This is a genomic window from Amycolatopsis sp. NPDC104587 (genome assembly GCF_055583645.1).
Window position 1 is genome coordinate 178,908 of sequence record NZ_JBVJNO010000011.1, and the last position, 14,366, is coordinate 193,273.

General features: G+C 71.3%; 15 protein-coding genes and 2 pseudogenes. 11 read left to right on the forward strand and 6 right to left on the reverse strand.

Annotated features, from left to right (window positions below; all coding sequences use genetic code 11):
- Positions 1-5: 5 nt before the first annotated feature.
- Together ACZ61C_RS31770 and ACZ61C_RS31775 are read left to right on the forward strand one after the other, a co-directional pair.
- A complete protein-coding gene (locus tag ACZ61C_RS31770; RefSeq protein ID WP_465311542.1) occupies positions 6-1,418 on the forward strand; it encodes a class I adenylate-forming enzyme family protein in 1,413 nt (470 codons plus the stop codon).
- The gene (locus ACZ61C_RS31775) at positions 1,415-2,323 is read left to right on the forward strand and encodes an ACP S-malonyltransferase (protein ID WP_465311543.1); all 909 of its coding nucleotides are present in this window, start codon (positions 1,415-1,417) and stop codon (positions 2,321-2,323) included. Before ACZ61C_RS31770 ends, ACZ61C_RS31775 begins: the two co-directional genes overlap by 4 nt.
- A 28-nt stretch (positions 2,324-2,351) precedes the next feature.
- Here the strand turns inward: ACZ61C_RS31775 and ACZ61C_RS31780 are convergent, their stop codons facing one another.
- Together ACZ61C_RS31780 and ACZ61C_RS31785 are read right to left on the reverse strand one after the other, a co-directional pair.
- The gene (locus ACZ61C_RS31780; protein ID WP_465311544.1) at positions 2,352-3,047 is read right to left on the reverse strand and encodes a response regulator; all 696 of its coding nucleotides are present in this window, start codon (positions 3,045-3,047) and stop codon (positions 2,352-2,354) included.
- Positions 3,040-4,200: a sensor histidine kinase gene (locus ACZ61C_RS31785; protein ID WP_465311545.1), complete on the reverse strand. Its 1,161-nt coding sequence runs from the start codon at positions 4,198-4,200 to the stop codon at positions 3,040-3,042. Before ACZ61C_RS31785 ends, ACZ61C_RS31780 begins: the two co-directional genes overlap by 8 nt.
- A 95-nt stretch (positions 4,201-4,295) precedes the next feature.
- Here ACZ61C_RS31785 and ACZ61C_RS31790 point away from each other — a divergent pair, with 95 nt between their 5' ends.
- The 6 genes and pseudogenes from ACZ61C_RS31790 (at position 4,296) to ACZ61C_RS31815 (ending at position 7,034) form a co-directional block, all read left to right on the forward strand.
- Positions 4,296-5,060, forward strand: a complete 765-nt coding sequence (locus ACZ61C_RS31790) for a carbon-nitrogen hydrolase family protein (protein WP_465311546.1) — start codon at positions 4,296-4,298, stop codon at positions 5,058-5,060.
- 45 nt (positions 5,061-5,105) lie between these two features.
- Positions 5,106-5,345 (forward strand): annotated as a pseudogene (locus ACZ61C_RS31795) (LLM class flavin-dependent oxidoreductase); the annotation flags it as partial.
- A 73-nt stretch (positions 5,346-5,418) separates the two neighbouring features.
- The gene (locus ACZ61C_RS31800; protein ID WP_465311547.1) at positions 5,419-6,003 is read left to right on the forward strand and encodes an LLM class flavin-dependent oxidoreductase; all 585 of its coding nucleotides are present in this window, start codon (positions 5,419-5,421) and stop codon (positions 6,001-6,003) included.
- Between the two features lie 6 nt (positions 6,004-6,009).
- Positions 6,010-6,150, forward strand: a pseudogene (locus ACZ61C_RS31805) (RNA polymerase subunit sigma-70); the annotation flags it as partial.
- 1 nt (position 6,151) lies between these two features.
- Positions 6,152-6,352 (forward strand): hypothetical protein, encoded by a 201-nt coding sequence (locus ACZ61C_RS31810; protein ID WP_465311548.1) that lies wholly within the window; start codon positions 6,152-6,154, stop codon positions 6,350-6,352.
- 13 nt (positions 6,353-6,365) lie between these two features.
- On the forward strand, positions 6,366-7,034 hold the full coding sequence (locus tag ACZ61C_RS31815; protein WP_465311549.1) for a hypothetical protein: 669 nt from the start codon (positions 6,366-6,368) through the stop codon (positions 7,032-7,034).
- Between the two features lie 42 nt (positions 7,035-7,076).
- Here the strand turns inward: ACZ61C_RS31815 and ACZ61C_RS31820 are convergent, their stop codons facing one another.
- The 3 genes from ACZ61C_RS31820 to ACZ61C_RS31830 form a co-directional block, all read right to left on the reverse strand.
- The gene (locus tag ACZ61C_RS31820; RefSeq protein ID WP_465311550.1) at positions 7,077-7,682 is read right to left on the reverse strand and encodes a polysaccharide deacetylase family protein; all 606 of its coding nucleotides are present in this window, start codon (positions 7,680-7,682) and stop codon (positions 7,077-7,079) included.
- Between the two features lie 57 nt (positions 7,683-7,739).
- Entirely contained in the window at positions 7,740-8,390 is a 651-nt protein-coding gene (locus tag ACZ61C_RS31825) for a glycoside hydrolase family 11 protein (RefSeq protein WP_465311551.1), read from the reverse strand.
- Positions 8,391-8,497: 107 nt separating this feature from the next.
- Positions 8,498-9,256, reverse strand: a complete 759-nt coding sequence (locus ACZ61C_RS31830; protein WP_465311552.1) for a hypothetical protein — start codon at positions 9,254-9,256, stop codon at positions 8,498-8,500.
- Between the two features lie 138 nt (positions 9,257-9,394).
- Between ACZ61C_RS31830 and ACZ61C_RS31835 the strand changes: the two genes are divergently transcribed.
- Both ACZ61C_RS31835 and ACZ61C_RS31840 read left to right on the forward strand, forming a co-directional pair.
- Complete coding sequence (locus ACZ61C_RS31835; RefSeq protein ID WP_465311553.1) at positions 9,395-10,261, forward strand: Scr1 family TA system antitoxin-like transcriptional regulator; 867 nt, start codon at positions 9,395-9,397, stop codon at positions 10,259-10,261.
- Positions 10,261-10,491, forward strand: a complete 231-nt coding sequence (locus ACZ61C_RS31840; protein ID WP_465311554.1) for a DUF397 domain-containing protein — start codon at positions 10,261-10,263, stop codon at positions 10,489-10,491. Before ACZ61C_RS31835 ends, ACZ61C_RS31840 begins: the two co-directional genes overlap by 1 nt.
- 47 nt (positions 10,492-10,538) lie before the next feature.
- Here the strand turns inward: ACZ61C_RS31840 and ACZ61C_RS31845 are convergent, their stop codons facing one another.
- Entirely contained in the window at positions 10,539-11,081 is a 543-nt protein-coding gene (locus ACZ61C_RS31845) for a hypothetical protein (protein ID WP_465311555.1), read from the reverse strand.
- Between the two features lie 359 nt (positions 11,082-11,440).
- Between ACZ61C_RS31845 and ACZ61C_RS31850 the strand changes: the two genes are divergently transcribed.
- Complete coding sequence (locus ACZ61C_RS31850) at positions 11,441-14,290, forward strand: AfsR/SARP family transcriptional regulator (protein ID WP_465311556.1); 2,850 nt, start codon at positions 11,441-11,443, stop codon at positions 14,288-14,290.
- Positions 14,291-14,366: the final 76 nt, after the last annotated feature.

Genomic DNA, 14,366 nt, shown 5'->3' on the forward strand with positions numbered 1-14,366 from the left:
GGCCGATGCCGGCGAAACTCTTTGCCGCGGACTCGGTGCAGACCCTCGACGAGTTCGAGCTGCGCGCACTGGGCGTGGCCGACGCGCTGGGCGCGCGGGGACTGCTGCCCGGGCACCGCGTGATGCTCAAGGCCGGCAACTCCGCCGGGTACGTCACCACGCTGTTCGCGCTGATGCACCTCGGCGCGTCGATCGTGCTGGTCGACCCGCAGGAGAAACCGCAGCAGACCCAGGAGATCCTCGACCGCGCGGACGTCCGGCTGTCCATCGTGGACGACGACGCCCCGCTGCCGGACGGGCAGCACCCCGTCTACCTCTACGAGCTCCTCGCCGACGCCGTGCCGGCGCAGCCCGGCGAACGGCTGTCCTTCGACCGCTGGTGCGAGCAACCGGACAGCATCATCATGTGGTCGTCCGGCTCCACTGGCTCACCGAAGGGCATCGTCAAGAACGGCGCCCGGTTCCTCAAGAACATGCAGCGCAACGCCGACCAGGTCGGGCACCGGCCGGACGACGTCCTGCTGCCGCTGCTGCCGTTTTCGCACCAGTACGGCATCTCGATGGTGATGATCGCGTGGCTGACGCGCTGTTCGCTGGTGATCGCCCCCTACCGCCGGCTCGACCGCGCGCTGCGGATGGCGGGCCAGTGCGGCGCGACCGTCGTGGACGCCGCCCCGACCACCTACCAGAGCATGCTGAACATCGTGCGCAAGCGCCCCGAGGCCCGGGCCGCCCTGGCGAAGGTCCGGATGTTCTGCAGCGGCGCCGCGCCGCTCGACTCCCCCGTCGTCGCCGAGTACGAGGCCGAGTTCGGGATGACCCTGCTGGACAGCTACGGCAGCACCGAACTGGGCAACCTCGCCTTCGCGACGCTGGACAACCCGGTCGGCACCGGCCAGGTGATGGCCGGCATCGGCGTCAAGGTCGTCGACGACGACGGCCGCGAGGTCGCCGCCGGGGAGATCGGCGAGGTGGTCATCGACTGCCCCGACATGCTGACGTCGCTGCTCGGCGCCGACGGGACGATCACCCCGGTCGAGCAGGGCTGGTACCCCACCGGCGACTTCGGGCACCTCGACGAGCACCGGAACCTGTTCATCGCGGGCCGCAAGGCGGCCGTGCACCGCATGGGGTACACGCTGCACCCGGAGATCATCGAGCGGAAGGTCGCCGCGCACGGCTGCAGCACCCGCATCATCTCGCTGCCCGACGAGCGCAAGGGCGCCCAGCTCGTGTTCTTCGTCGCCGACCCGGACCAGCGCGAAAGCGGTTACTGGCGCGACAAGATCGCCGAGGTGCTGCCCGCCTACGAGCAGCCGAACCGCGTGGTCGTCGTCGACCGGTTCCCGGTCAACCGCAACGGGAAGCCGGACAAGAAGCGGATGGAAGAGCTCGCCGAGGCCGGTGCGGGGGCATGAGCGGCACCGCACTCGTCTTCCCCGGCATGGCGCCGGGCAAGTTCGCGGAGCTGACCAAGTTCCTCGTGATCAACGCCGACGCCCGCCGCCGGGTCGCGGAGGCCGACGAGGTCGTCGGATACTCCATTTTGGACGCCTATGCCGAAGCGGACGACGACTACTCCCCCGCGGCACAGCTGGCGTTCCTGGTCAGCTGCGTCGCCCTCGCGGACTCGCTCGCCTTCCGGCCCGACGTCGTCACCGGCGTGAGCTTCGGGCAGAAGGCCGCCGCGGTCCACTCCGGCGCGCTGTCCTTCGCCGACGCGGTGCGCCTGACCGCGATCCAGGCGGACTGCGAGGCGGAGTATTTCGCTTCCCAGCACCAAGACGTCGTCACGCACACGGTGATGCGCGTTCCCGACGAGGGCCGGCGGACGGTGCTCGGCGAGCTGTCGTGGCACGAGGTCTCGGGAGTCGTCGACGACGGCTTCCTCATGGTCTCGCTGCGCGAAGGCGAGCTCGACGAGTTCATCCGCCGGATCGGCGCGGTGGGCGGTTATTCGCTGTACACGATGCGGCCCCCGGTGCACGCGCCCGCGTTCGGCGAGCTGCGCCGCCGGGCCGCCGCGGCCGCGTTCGACGGCTGCCCGCTGCGCGACCCGGAGATCCCGCTGGTGACCGACCAGGACGGCGCCGTCGTCCGCACGGCCGCCGAGGTGCGCACGATGCTGCTGGACACCTTCGACCGGCCGATCGACTGGCCGTCGGTCACCGCGTCGCTGCACCGGCTCGACGTCACCGAGCTGCACTTCTGCGGCACCGACAACCTCTTCAGCCGGGTGCCCCGCACCAAGGCGTTCAAGGTCGTGGCGCACAACCCGAAGCTGGCGCTGAAGCCCCGCCGGGAAGCCGTTCCCGCCGGCTGAGCACCCGGTCGCGGTGGCTCCCCCGACGTCACCGCGCCCGCGGTTCCCGCTCCAGCCCGTGCTGCACGGCGTACCGCACCGCCTCGACGCGGTTGCGGACGCCGATCTTCGCGAACGCGTTGTTGATGTGCGTCTTCACCGTCGCCTCGCCGATGAACAGCTCGGCGGCGATCTTCCCGTTGCTCAGCCCCGCGGCGATCAGGCCGAGCACCTCGGCCTCGCGCGCGGTGAGCCCGTCGGGCAGGCCTTCCTTGTGCGGCACGGCTTTCGGCGCGCCCTGGCCGCCGGAGTCGAACAGCGCGCTGACGACCTGGCGCGAGACGTCAGCGCCGAACGTCAGCTGGCCCGCGACGACGGACCGCAGCGCGGACCCGATCTCGCCGCGGCCGGCTTCCTTCGTCAGGTACCCGCGCGCGCCGGCGGCGAGCGCGCCGGCGATCGACTCGTCGTCCGAATAGGTCGTCAGCACGACCACGGCGACGTCCGGGTGCTCCTGGGTGATGCGCTTGGTCGCCTCGACCCCGCTCAGCACCGGCATGTTCAGGTCCATCAGCACGACGTCGAGCCGCTCGAGCCGGCCGACCAGGTCGAGCGCCTCCGCGCCATTCGCCGCCGAACCGACCACCTCGACGTCGTCGAGCAGGCTCATCAGCGCGACCAGGCCTTCCCGCACGACCTGCTGGTCGTCGACCACGATCACCTTGATCGTCTGCGGCTCACCCATGATCCCCTCCGTTGTGCGCGGGTTCCGGAACTTCCGCGACCACCTGCCACGCCCCCGGTTCGGCCCCGGCGCTGAGCCGGCCCCCCACCTGGGCGAGCCGTTCCCGCATCCCGGTCACGCCGAAACCCTTCCCCGCACGCGGTTCGCCGGACAGCGGGTTGCGGACGGTGAGGCGGATCGACCCCGGTTCGCACCCCAGCACGACGGTCACCGGCGCGCCGGGCGCGTGTTTCGCGGCGTTCGTCAGCGCTTCCCGGGCCGTCGCCACGAGGCAGGCTACCACCGCGAAAGCGGGCGCCCGGAGGTCGCCTTCGGTGCGAAAGGACACTTCGGCCGCGTTCATCTTGCTGTGCCGCTGCGCGAGATCCGCCAGCGCCCGGTCGAGCGGCGGGACGTCGGCGCGCAGCGCGGCGACGGCGTTGCGCGCCTCGGCGAGACCGTCCACGGCCAGCCGCCGCGAGACCAGGATCCGTTCCAGCGCCTGGCCGTCCTCGTTCTTCTCCATCAGCGCCTCGGCGAGCTCGAGCTGCACGACAAGCGCGCCAAGGGAGTTCGCCAGCACGTCGTGGATCTCACGGGCGATCCGGGTGCGCTCGTCCAGCGCCGCGGCGCGCGCCTGCTCGGCCTGCGCGCGGGTCGTCTGCTCCAGCAGCGCCCGGGTCTGGGCCAGGTGGAGCCGGTACTGCCGGCGGTTGAGCCCGAACAGCAGGATGATCACCAGGCCGAGCGGGTTGCCGAGCGTCTCGCCGGCCCCGACGTCGGCGAGCAGGCCGCCCAGCACGCACAACGCGATGTCGGCGCACCCGGTCGCGACGATCACCCGGACGCGCAGGGTGGTCAGCGCGGCGAACCGGCCGAGCATCACCACGCCGATGACCAGTGCGGAGGTGTCCGAAGCCAGGCTGATCACCGGCGCCACGACGGTGGCTCCCGCGGCGAGCAGCGCCGCGGCCGTCCGCGGCAGCCGGTCGTGGGCGAGCACGAAGCCCACCCAGCACGCGGCGGCCGCGCCGTAGGCCGCCCACACGAACGACTGGGTCTCCCCGGTGGTCAGCAGCGTCGCCAGGATCACGACGGATCCCAGCAGCTGCACCACCAGCCAGCCCGGCGCCACGTTCTCGGGGAGCCTGAGGCCGCGGAGCACCTTGTCCATGACCAGCAGTCTGCCGCATCACCGGCCGCCGGGCCCCCCGTGGTGGGGCAGAGTAGGGGTTGCCGGTTTTTCGGCGCCGCGCTTACCCTTGGGCGGTGAAGATCGCCTGCTGGGAGGCCGTGCCGGACGGCGTCTCACCTTCCCGGCTGCGCGCCGCCGCCGAGCGGGCCGCGGCAGCCGGTGCGGCGGTGCTCGTCACGCCCGAGCTGTCCGGCACCGGGTACCTGACCGACGCGCGGCGCCTGCGTTCCCTCGCCGAACCGCTCGGCGGGCCGTACTGCGCGGAAGTCTCCGCGATCGCCGCCGAAACCGGGATCGCGATCGTGCACGGCTGGCCCGAAGCCGACGGCGACCGCGTGTACAACACCGCCCGGCTCGTGGGGCGTGCCGGTGAGACCCTGCTGAGCTACCGCAAGAGCCACCTCTACGGCCCGGTCGAGCGCGCCGCGTTCGACCCCGGCGACGACGGTGTGGTCCAAGCGGAGTTCGAGGGCCTCACGCTGGGCGTGCTGATCTGCTACGACGTCGAATTCCCCGAAGCGGTGCGCGGGCACGCGCTGGCCGGGACGCAGCTGCTGCTCGTGCCGACCGCGCTGATGGAGCCGTGCGAGTTCGTCGCGACCGGGCTCGTGCCCGCCCGAGCGTTCGAAAACCAGCTGTTCATCGCCTACGCCAACTGGACCGGACGCGGGCAGGGCCTCACCTACTGCGGGCTCAGCCGGGTCGTCGGCCCGGACGGGCGCGTGCTCAGCGGCGCCGGCGAGCTGCGGATCGCCGAAATCGACCTGGGCGAGATCCCGAAGACCCGCGAGCTCAGCCCCTACCTGGCCGACCGCCGGCCGGACCTGTTCGCCGGATAGTCCACTGTGGACGTCCGGCTGTCCGTTCTGGACACTTCGCCGATCGTGGCCGGTTCGAGCGCCCGCGAGGCCCTCGCGAACACCGTCGACCTCGCCGTGCCGGCCGACGAGCTGGGGTACCACCGCTACTGGGTGCCGGAGCACCACGGGATGCGCGGGGTGGCGAGCTGCGCGCCCGCCGTCGTCGCCGGCCGGCTCGCGGCCGCAACGCACCGCATCCGGGTCGGCGCGGGCGGCGTGCTGCTGCCGAACCACCCGCCGATCGTGGTGGCGGAGCAGTTCGGCACGCTGACGGCGTTCCACCCCGGCCGGGTCGACCTCGGCCTCGGCCGGGCGCCCGGCGGTCCCGGAGGCCGCGGTGGACCTCGTCCGCGGCGGCCGCGCCACGCCGGCCTTCCGCGCGCAGGTCGAGGAGCTGCTCGGGTACTTCGACCGGCTGGGCCCGGCGGCCGGGAACGCCCCGGACGTCTGGCTGCTCGGAACGTCCGCGGCCAGTGCGCGGCTCGCCGGGGAGCTCGGGCTGGCCTACGCCTACGCCCACCACCTCAACCCGGACGACGCGGCCGAGGCGACGGAGACGTACCGCTCGGCGTTCCGACCGGCTCGCATCCCGGCGCCGGTGACGCTGGTCAGCGTGTCCGCGATCGCGGCCGAGACCGACGCTCGCGCCGACCGGCTCGCCCGGCCGACCCGGGTGAAAGTCCTTCGGCGGCTTCGCGGTGAACGCATCCTGTTGCCGAGCCCCGAGGAAGCCGCGGCCCACGAGCCCGCCGACCTCGCCGACCGGCTCTTCGCGGGCTCGCCGTCAACGGTGCTGGACCAGCTGCGGGCCGTCGTCGCCGAGACGGGCGCCGACGAGCTGATGGTGACCACCCCGATGCACGGCCACCCCGACCGGCGGCGGTCGTACGAGCTTCTCGCGCGTCACATCGGGACGGCCTGATTCGTCCTGCGGCTCGCCCGCACCGACACCACCGCGGTGGCGAACCTCGGTGGCTGGCTGACCACTGTGACCGGCCGGATCTGCCCGGACGTGCTGCGCTCCCGCCGGACCCGCCGGGAGGAGCCGCTCGAGACGCACGTGCCGGACGGTGGCCGCCCAGGCACTGCTGTTCGCGAGCGGGAGTGGCACGCTCGCGCGGCCCGTGGTCGTCAACGGCCAGGCCGGGCTGCTCGCGGCCGCGGACGGGCGGCCGGTGGCGGTGTTCGGCCCGCCGGTTCGCGGCGGCCGCATCGTGGAGATCACCATCGTGGCCGACCCGGCCCGCATCGCGGCGCTCGGCCTGACTTGAGCAGAATGACCGCGTGCTGACCCCCGAAAGAGTGAAGACCCACTGGTGGCGTGCAGCTCTTGTGGTGGCGGCGGTGGTCGTGGCGGCGTTCTCGCCGAGCCCGGTCGGCGGCGTGTTCGGCGTGGTGCCGATCCTGGTGTGGTGCGGGCTCGCGCCGTCGCGGCGGATCGGCATCATCGTCGGGCTGGTCCTGCTCGCGCTGCTGGCGTGGTTCGTGGTGCCGCGCGCATTGAACCTCGCGGGGCCGTGGCCGGCCGGACGGGAGATCTTCTGGCTCCACCCGATCCTGGCGGCGGTGGTCTGCGCGATCGGCGCACGGCGTGGCGGCGCCCGGCTGGCGCTGCTGGTGGGCGCCGGGTTCTTCCTGACCGGTGCCGCCTGGTTCGTCGGCCTGGAGGCGGCGGCCGGGGACGAAGGTGTCCTGCCCGCGCCCGCGCAGCTGCGGATCCAGGAGGACTACTACTGCGGTTCCGGCGGCTGCTGGCGGGTCCTGACGGCGACCGGCGAACGCGCCCCGGACGTCATGCGCGAGCACCTCGCGGCCGCGAACTTCACCCCGCCGGCCGACCCGGAGCGCACCGACATCTGCCGGACGAACGGGCTCGTGGTCAGCCACGAGGTCTGCGCCCGGCTGACCACCCTGGCGCCGGACGCCGTCCGCGTGGAGTGGTACGTGAACTGAGCCGGGGCGCGGCGGCCGGACCCCGCCGCGCCCCGGCCCCGCTCACCCCGGGGCGACCGCCCGCCCGGTCTGCGGCGAGATCATGCCCGCGCACAGCCCGCGGCTCGCCAAGACCTGCGCGATCCGCGGGATGGCCGCCCGGGTGTTGGCGGGCCACTCGTGCATCAGGATGACCTGGCCGTTGGTGAGCCGGGCGTTGGCCTGGACGATGGCGTCCACGCTCGCGCCGTTCCAGTCCTGCGAATCGACGTCCCAGATGATCTGGCGGAGGCCGTATTTCGCTTCGATCGCCTGCAGTGTCCCGTTGGTTTCCCCGTACGGCGGGCGGAACAGCTTGGGGGTGCCGCCGCCCGCGGCCGCGATCGCCTGCTGCGTCCGGGAGATCTCGGAGTCCATTTGGGACTGGCTCTGCTGGGTGAGGTGCGGGTGGGTGTAGCTGTGGTTGCCGACCCACATCCCGGCGCTCACCTGCGCCCGCACCTGAGCCGGATACGCGGCGGCGTACTGGCCCTCGTTGAACATGGTGGCCCGCAACCCGTTCTGGCGCAGCGCGTTGAGCAACGCCGGCGTGTTCGCAGTGGACGGTCCGTCGTCGAAGGTGAGACCGACGTAGCCGTTGCAGGCCGCGGCGTGCGCTTCGGTTCCCATGACGCTCCCTGCGACGGCGAGGGCGGTGACCAGCGCCGTGATCCATGGCCGCACGGGTCAGCCCACCGTCAGGTTCGAGTTGCCGCTGCTCTGGTACCCCTCGGTCGCGAGGATCATGTAGTAGGAGAAGTTCCCCAGCCGCATGCCGTACCGCGCCCAGGCGTCGAAGTGGTTGCCGGTGGTGATGGTGCCCCCGGTCTTCTTCTGCTGCCGCACGGACCAGTACTGGTTGAAGGTCTTGGTCCCTTCGACGGACGGCGCGTTGTAGCGGGTGGTCTGGTAGACGTCGTAAGTGCCGCCGTCACTGGTGACGGTGCCCTTGTAGGTGCCGGTGGGCCGGTAGGTGCCCCAGTTGTCGACGACGTAGTACTCGACGAGCGGGTTGGACGTCCAGCCGTAGAGCGCGAGATAGCCGTTGCCGGAGGGGTTGAAACTGCCGGAGTAGGTGACGTTCCGCCGACTCCCGTTGCTCCATCCCTTGCCGGCGACGAAGTTCCCGGTGTTGCTCCAGTTCATCCGGTAGTTGCCACCGGCGCCGAGCGTCATGGCGGTGGAGCCACCACCATCGGTCCAGAACGAGTAGTAGTAACCGTTGTTGGTCCCGGTCTGGTTGGTGGTGACGACGGTGTCGGCCCGGGCAACCCCGGGCACCAAGGCGGCGGCCAGCGCCAGGGCGGCGCACACCTTGAACCGGTTCCTGGTGAGCATGCTTCCTCCTCGTCGAGGCTGCAGGATGGCGAAAGCATGCGATCGCGGGAGCGTATTGGGCAATAACTTTCGGAAAGTTTCGGGAGTACGGAAGGGTTTCCCGATGATCAGGCCCGGTACCGCCGCCGGGGCCGGACCAGCGTCCGCGAGCGGCCGGCCGGTCGCGCGGCGAGCAGCCGGATCCAAGCGGGAGCGCGTCCACCCATGACCTCGGCCGGGTGATATTCGCCGGCACTGCTCCCCTCACTTTGCCGGACGACTTCTTCGAAGAACCAGGAAGAAGCGATCACGGCGAGGACCGCGTCGGTGTCCGCCAGCGCTTGCTTGAGTTCAGGCGCGTCCACCAGTCGATGCGCGTGCAGGATCGACGAACCGGTGACTCCGTGCTCGTCGTAAGTCACCTCGCCGGCGTGCAACGCCAGCCGCAGCCGGATGTGCTCCTCGGGTGGGTGCATCGCATTGTGGGCTGCCAGCTCGTCGGCGAGCGCGCCCGGGAGCAAATCGGCGAAGGGAGCCTTGGGGACGCCCGCCGGTTCGAGCACGAGCACCCCGTCGCCGAGGTCCGAATACCGGCAGGCACTCCACGGGATGCCAGAGGTGGCGAAAGCCCGTTCGAGGCCCTGATACAGACCGCGGCGGACACGGAGCTTGTTGGGCGTGGTCCGGCTGTGACGCCCGAATCCCGCCACGTCCACGACAACGATCGTGCAGTGCGCCGTGTTGAGCTCCACGCGCCCGCGCCAATCGACTTCCCCGGCGAGCCGCTGCGGCGGGATGACTCCGAACGCCCCCGGTGCAACCTCGGCCGGCGAGCGGACCCGGCCGCGGGTTCGGCCGGCCGGTCGTTCCAACTGAGGTTTTTCCATGGGCCGAAATATCCGTTCGAGTGAAACTTCCGGCTCGACAGGAGGTGACTCCACCAGGTTAGATGAACCGAGTGACCTCTACGCACGTGTACCCACACATCGTTTGGTTACCGTAACCACGTCCGGAGGCTGACCAAGATGACCGCGCCGCAGTCACCTGTGGTCGCATCCTGGGAACTCGCACTCCGGCTCAAGAAGCAACGCGAGCGGTTGGGCATCGAGGTCAAGGTGATCACCGAGGCGCTCGGGTTCACCCGCAACTACTGGTCCGCCGTCGAGAACGAGCGCAAGATCCTCTCCCCGGAAGCGCTTGCGCGGGTCGCCGAGCTCTTCGAGTTCGACGACGAGGAGAAGGCCGAGCTACTGGCCTTGCGCACCACCGCCAAGCAACGCGGATGGTGGTCGAACTACTCGGCTTTGTTCGATGCCGACGTCCAGCGCCTGTTCGGTCTGGAACAGGGTGCCAGGGCCATCCGCGACTACGAAAGCTTGCTCATCCCGGGCCTGCTCCAGACCGCCGACTACATCCGCGCGATCATGACTCCCGCGGTCACGCTGCCACAGGTCGAAGTCGACCAGCGCGTCGACGCCCGGCTGCGGCGGCAGGCGAGACTCGCGGACCCGGACGATCCGTTCACGCTGACCGCCATCCTCAGCGAAGCGGCTCTGCGGCAGCAGATCGGCGGCCGGGACGTGCTCCGGGGGCAGCTCGTGCACCTGGCCGAGCTGATCGAGCGCCACCCCGCGAAGCTCGACGTCCGCGTCATCCCGTTCACGGCCACCGCCTGCGGGCTCTTCGGCGCGGCGACGGTCCACCTCCTGGAGTTCGGCAACCCGCGGCTCCCCACCCTGGCGTGGCAGGAAACCGTGACCGCCTGGGGCGTCATCGACGACCCGGTGCAGGTCCGGAACATCACCACGACGTATTACGAGGACGCATTCCGGCGCGCACTTCCTCGAGATCAGAGCCTGCACATGGTCCGTGATTACATCGAGGAAACCTGATGAAACAAAGCTCGACCGAAGTGTTCCCGCCGTCGCCCGCATCCCGTCGCGACGGATGGTTCAAGAGCAGCTATTCGAACGCCGGTGGCAGCTGTGTCGAAACCCTGCTGACGTCCGGCGCCGCTCTCGTGCGCGACAGCAAGGATCGTCGCGCCGACCAGCCCGTCATCGAGTTTTCGCCCGCCGCTTGGACAACCTTCCTGCACATCGTGACGCCGGAAGATCTTTAGTGTCAGACCAGTGAGCGGCTGAGGGCGTGCACGTGCAGGGCGCGCCTTCACCCCAAAGCACACTCCTCGAGCCCCGGCTCCCCGGACTCGTCCGATCCGACGACCCGGATCCACGCGCGCGTGGTGGTTTCCTTCTCCTGAACGGACACCGGCCGATAGCGGCCGGGACGGCTCAACGGGCTGTGCCGGATGATCTCTTCGTGGAACCAGGCCGAAGCGATCACCGCGAGATCATCTTCCGAACAGGCCAGGATCTCCGTCAGCGCCGCCGAATTGAGCAGCCGGAAGGTGTGCACGATCGCGGAGCCGGTCGTGCCGTAAGTGTCATAGCTGACTTCGCCGGCGTGCAGCGCCAGCCGAAGGCGAATCCGTTCGGGCGGCCGGTGCGAGCGGTTGTGGCCGGCCAGCGATTCCGTGAGCGCACCCGGGACCAGTTCGCTGAACACCGCTTTCGGGTAGGCCGCGGGAGCCAGGACGAGGATCCCGTAACCGAGGTCCACGCGATAGCAGTGGTCCCAGGCCACTCCGCTTTCGGCCAACGCCTCCTCGAAGGCGCGGTACAACCCCGCGCGCAGCACCAGCCGGTGCATGGTGGTCCGGTCGAACGCCGAGTACCTCTCCATTCCCACTGCGAGAATCGTGTGGTGGACCGGATCCGCGTGGCGCTCCGCCGGACGCCCGTCGACGGGATCGGGTGCCAGCAACTGCAGCAACCGCCACAGAAAGCCGGAACCGGCACTCGTTTCGCTCGGGTAGCGCTCCCGTTCTGTCCACGGCATCGGGCCACCTCCAGCCGGGCCGGTCCTCCGGGACGATCGTGACCGCGGCTGGTTGACACTTCGGTTGCCGGTTGCTGGACAAATTCTTGACAGCCGCTTGACCTGCGCCGAAACCGCGCCGCCGGCGAGCTACGGTGCCAGCGGGGAGCGGGGGTGGACGAGGAAACCTGATGGAGTTCCGGATCCTGGGGCCCGTCGAGCTCCGGCTCGGTGACCGGAAGGCGACGCTCGGGCGGGCGAAGGAGCGATCGCTGCTCGGTGTCCTCATGCTCCACCACGGCAAGGTCGTCCACGTCCGGACCGTCATCGAGGCGCTCTGGGACGACAACCCGCCCGAGCACGCCCGGAAGGACCTCCAGGCCTACGTCAGCCGGCTGCGCGCGTCGCTGCGGGACTCCGGGGTTTCCGCGCGGATCGTCACCCGGCGCGCCGGGTACGAGTTCCTGCCCGAGGACGAAGAGCTCGACTACGCGCGGTTCAAGTCCCTCGTCCGCGACAGCGGCACCGCGCGGCGGGCGGGCCGGCTCGACGACGCCGCGGCCGCCCTCCGGGAAGCCATGGACCTCTGGCGCGGGCCCGCCGTCGAAGATCTCGGCACCGTCTGGATGGAGCAGAAGCGCGAGGACCTCGACCTCTACGACCGCGTCGCCGGGTACCAGGCCCTGTGCGCCGTCGAGCTCGAACGCGGCAACCACCGTGAGGTGCTGCAGATCCTCGACGTCGCCATGGTCGAGCACGAGTTCGACACCCAGTACATCGCCCAGCGGCTCGCCGCGCTCGACGGGCTCGGGCACTACGAAGAGTTCGACGCCTACTGGAAACAGGTTTACGACCGCAGCGCCCGCTCGTTCGGGACCGGGCCCGCGCGGGAGCTGCAGGAGCTGCACCGGCGGCTGCTGCAGTCGCGGGACCTGCTCGCGCCGGCCGACGAGCACCGCACGCAGGCCGCCCTTCGCGCGTTGCCGCCCGCGCAGCTGCCCTCGACGGTCAGCGAGTTCGTCGACCGCTCCGCCGACCTCGTGCGCCTCGACGACCTGTTCCTCCGCTCCCGGGTCGGCGGCTCGCCGTCGACGCTCATCGTCGCCGTCACCGGGCCGGCCGGGGTCGGCAAGACGGAACTGGGGCTGCACTGGGCGCACCACGTCCGGGAGCAGTTCCCCCACGGCCAGCTGCACGCGGACCTCGCCGGGTACGGCAGCGGCGCGCCCCGCGACCCCGCCGACGTGCTGGCGGAGTTCCTCGACGCGCTGGGTGTCTCCGCGACGGCGTTGCCCGCGAGCCTGAGCGCCCGGACCGCATTGCTGCGCACCCTCCTCGACGACCGCCGGATGCTGTTCTTCCTCGACAACGCCCGGGATTCCGGGCAGGTCGTGCCGTTGCTGCCGGGCAGCGCGCAGTGCGTCGTCGTGGTCACCAGCCGGTACCGGCTCAGCGACCTCGTCACCGGTCACGGCGCGTACCGGCTGGACGTCGGCCGCTTCGGCGCGGCCGAGACCGAGCAGCTGCTCGGCGGCCTGCTCCGCGACTCCGTGGCCGAGCTCCCCGATCCGGCGACGGCGGTCGCGCTCACCGGCGGCACCCCGCAGGCCATCCGCACGCTCGCCGAACTCCTTTCGGGCGGCGAAGAACTGCCCGGCCCGGCCGAGCTGCTGCTGGCCGGCGAGCTGGCGTCGGGCACGATCCTGACGTCGCTGCTGTGGTCGTACCACGCGCTCCGCCCGGCGGCCGCCCGCCTGTTCCGGTCGCTGGCGCTCCACGGCTCGCCCGGCCTCACGCTGCCCGCGGTGTGCGCGCTCGACGGCACCGACGAGGAGACGACCCGCGGCGCGCTCGCCGGGCTCGGCGCGCTGTACCTGGTCGGCCGGCGCGTCGGCCGGTTCGTGCTGGACGACCTCACGCGCGCGGCCGGGGCGCGGCTCGCGCTCGCGCACGACCCGCCCGACGTCCGCCGGGAGGCCGAGGAGCGGCTGCTCGACTGGTACATCGCGCGGGTGTCGGACGCCGCCGAGGTGCTGGCGCCGGCCTTGCGTCGCACCGCCGAGCTGCCCCAGGCCGGGCGGCTGCCGGATTTTGCTGCTGCCCAAGCGTTTCTCGAGGACGAGGCCGCGAGCCTGCGGGCCGTGATCCGCCGTGGCGCGTCCTCGTCCCGGGCGGTGACCTTGCTTCGGTTGCTACGGCCACACCTCGGTCCCGAATGGCGCGAGACCGCCGAAGCCGTCTTGCTCGCGGCCCGGGCGGCCGGGAACCTCGATGCGGAAGGGCAGGCCTGGACGGCGCTGGCCCGGATCCACGACGACCCCGTCAAGATCGAGGAGGCGCTGCGGCTGGCGGACACGATCTTCGGCAACACCGGCAACCATCGCGACCGGTCGGAGGTGCTCCTGCTGCTCGCCCGGCACGCGGAAGACCCGGCGCACGCCGAGTCGTGCCTGCGCGAAGCGCTGGCGACCCAGGCCAGCTTGAACGAGCCGTCGCAGTCCGCGGCGGCGCACGGGGCGCTCGGCACGCACCTGCGTCTGCGCGGCCGCCGTCTCGAGGAGGCCGCGGAACACCTGAGCCAGGCGAAGATGCTCTACGAGGAGCTGGGCGACCACCGGCGACACGCGGCCATGGCGCTGGAGCTCGGTCTGCTGAGCCGCCGGTCGGGCCGGACGGGCGAAGCGGTCGGGTTCCTCACCGAAGCCGTCACCCTGCACGACCAGCACCCGGCAGGCCACCACCAGACGCTGACGGCGCTGGTCGAGCTGAGCGAGGCCGGGTGTGACGCCGATGAGCACACGGAGGTCCTGCTGAACGCGCGCAAGGCGCTGGGGATTTCCCGGTCGCCGACCGACCACAGGTGGGTGGTCCGTGCCCTGGTGGCATTGGTCCGTTCCTTGGCGGCAACGGGTCGGCAGGCGGAGGCGTGGAACGAGTCCCGCCAGACGATCGCCCTGGCCACGGAGGCCGACGACCCGGTGCACGACCACGTCCGCGAGCAGTTCACCCGGCTCGGCCTGTGGCCGGCGGTCCGCCCCTGAGTCCGGTTTCACCGGGATTTCATCAGCCCGGGCTAGCGTGCCGAAACCCGGGCGCCGGCCGAGGGGGACGGCGCCC

Excerpts from the sequence above, each read along its gene's own strand:
- ACZ61C_RS31825 (WP_465311551.1), bottom strand. The coding sequence starts at position 8,390 with ATGCTCACCAGGAACCGGTTCAAGGTGTGCGCCGCCCTGGCGCTGGCC.
- ACZ61C_RS31770 (WP_465311542.1), top strand. The coding sequence starts at position 6 with ATGCCGGCGAAACTCTTTGCCGCGGACTCGGTGCAGACCCTCGACGAG.
- ACZ61C_RS31845 (WP_465311555.1), bottom strand. The coding sequence starts at position 11,081 with ATGCACCGGCTGGTGCTGCGCGCGGGGTTGTACCGCGCCTTCGAGGAG.
- ACZ61C_RS31830 (WP_465311552.1), bottom strand. The coding sequence starts at position 9,256 with ATGGAAAAACCTCAGTTGGAACGACCGGCCGGCCGAACCCGCGGCCGG.
- ACZ61C_RS31840 (WP_465311554.1), top strand. The coding sequence starts at position 10,261 with ATGAAACAAAGCTCGACCGAAGTGTTCCCGCCGTCGCCCGCATCCCGT.
- ACZ61C_RS31785 (WP_465311545.1), bottom strand. The coding sequence starts at position 4,200 with ATGGACAAGGTGCTCCGCGGCCTCAGGCTCCCCGAGAACGTGGCGCCG.
- ACZ61C_RS31820 (WP_465311550.1), bottom strand. The coding sequence starts at position 7,682 with ATGGGAACCGAAGCGCACGCCGCGGCCTGCAACGGCTACGTCGGTCTC.
- ACZ61C_RS31835 (WP_465311553.1), top strand. The coding sequence starts at position 9,395 with ATGACCGCGCCGCAGTCACCTGTGGTCGCATCCTGGGAACTCGCACTC.
- ACZ61C_RS31780 (WP_465311544.1), bottom strand. The coding sequence starts at position 3,047 with ATGGGTGAGCCGCAGACGATCAAGGTGATCGTGGTCGACGACCAGCAG.
- ACZ61C_RS31850 (WP_465311556.1), top strand. The coding sequence starts at position 11,441 with ATGGAGTTCCGGATCCTGGGGCCCGTCGAGCTCCGGCTCGGTGACCGG.
- ACZ61C_RS31775 (WP_465311543.1), top strand. The coding sequence starts at position 1,415 with ATGAGCGGCACCGCACTCGTCTTCCCCGGCATGGCGCCGGGCAAGTTC.